The organism is Rhodopseudomonas sp. BR0C11 (assembly GCF_010820945.1).
GTDB lineage: Bacteria > Pseudomonadota > Alphaproteobacteria > Rhizobiales > Xanthobacteraceae > Rhodopseudomonas > Rhodopseudomonas palustris_H.
Genome location: NZ_QTKI01000676.1, coordinates 1 through 1,475, shown reverse-complemented (window position 1 = coordinate 1,475; position 1,475 = coordinate 1). Strand labels below are relative to the sequence as shown.

Here is a 1,475-nt window from a genome sequence, read left to right as displayed (position 1 = left end):
CTGCCGGCATCGTCGTAAACTTCGGCGAGCGCCTTGCGGTGTTCAGTTTGCGGATCGGCCATCGCCTCGGCGACGGTGCGATAGGCCGAGCAGGGCACGCCGAACTTGTCGAGCGCGGCGAGGCATTGCTTCGACGTCAGCTTGCTCGACCAGCTCGTCTCGACCGTGTCCATCAGTTCGCCCCAGTTGAGGCGGCGGTCGGCGTACTTCTCGAACCGTGGATCGGTGATCAGGTCGGGGCGCTCGGCCGCCAGCATGAAGCTGCGGAACGATTTCTCGCTGGCGACGGCGATCATCACATAGCCGTCGGAGGTTTCGACCGGGCCGAATTGCGGCCGCGCCGGCAGCGTCACCGGAAACTGCGACCACTGCATCTCGTTCAGTGTCAGCGTCAGCATCGCCTCCAGCATCGACACGTCGATGTGTTGGCCCTCGCCGGTGCGCACGCGCTGATACAGCGCCGAGGTAATCGCCCCATAGGCGTAGATCCCGCTGACGACGTCGGCGAGATAGATGCCGCAATAATCCGGGCGGTCGCGGCCGGGCTGATAGGCGAGATGCGCGAGGTCGAAGCCGGATGCGGCATGGATCGCCGGCGCGTAGGCGGGCAGTTCCGCGGATGGCCCGGTCTGGCCGTAGCCGGAGATCGAGCAGTAGATCAGCTCGGGATTGAAGCCGCGCAGCGACGCGTAGTCCATCTGCAGCCGCTGCATCACGCCGGGGCGGAAGTTCTCGACCAGGATGTCGGCGCCGGCGACCAGCCGCTGCACCGCTTCGAGACCGTCGGGCGATTTCAGGTCGAGCACGATGCTCTTCTTGCCGACGTTGAGCTGGCCGAATGCGGTGCTGCAGGCCTCGCGCACCGGCGGCCGGTTCCGCATGGTGTCGCCGTCGGCGGCTTCGATCTTGATCACCTCGGCGCCCATATCGGACAGCATCCGGGTGCAGTGCGGACCGGCGATGGTGGTGGAAAAATCGAGCACGCGGAGCCCCTCGAGGGCCTTGGCGTTGGCGGAGGTGGCCAGCGGTTTCTGCGTCCGCGTTTCGACGGTCATTCGGTCTCCCCTGATCCTTCCCGTTCTAGGCGCGACGCGTGCAGCGCCAGCGCCCGCGGGAAGTTGCTTGCTCAATGAACAGCAGGCTAGCGGGTCGATCGAACAGGATCAACGGGGCGAAATAGGACGGACGTTATGGGTCCGAAAGCCAGCCCATGCTGAGCGCGAACCGCACCACCTCGACGCGGTTGTGGAAGCCGAGCTTGGCCATGCCGCGCGCCTTGTAGGTCTCGACGCTCTTGGCGCCGATCTGCAGCTTGGCGGCGATGGTCTTGTTGCTGTGGCCGATCGCGGCGAGCCGCAGCACCTCGATCTCGCGGGTCGACAGTTCCGACACCGCGTTGTGCTCGTCGCCATTGTGCAGATGCGGCGTGGTACGCCCGATCGCACGGCCGGCAATCGCCGGATCGAGATAGATGC

At 65.8% G+C, this 1,475-nt stretch carries 2 protein-coding genes; both read right to left on the bottom strand.

The window, feature by feature from the left end:
• A partial coding sequence (locus DYI24_RS26475) for a CaiB/BaiF CoA transferase family protein (protein WP_164574430.1) occupies window positions 1-1,055 on the bottom strand: 1,055 nt, incomplete at its 3' end.
• A gap of 133 nt (window positions 1,056-1,188) precedes the next feature.
• Window positions 1,189-1,475: response regulator transcription factor (locus tag DYI24_RS26470; RefSeq protein ID WP_164574428.1), on the bottom strand; the 287-nt coding region annotated here is incomplete at its 5' end.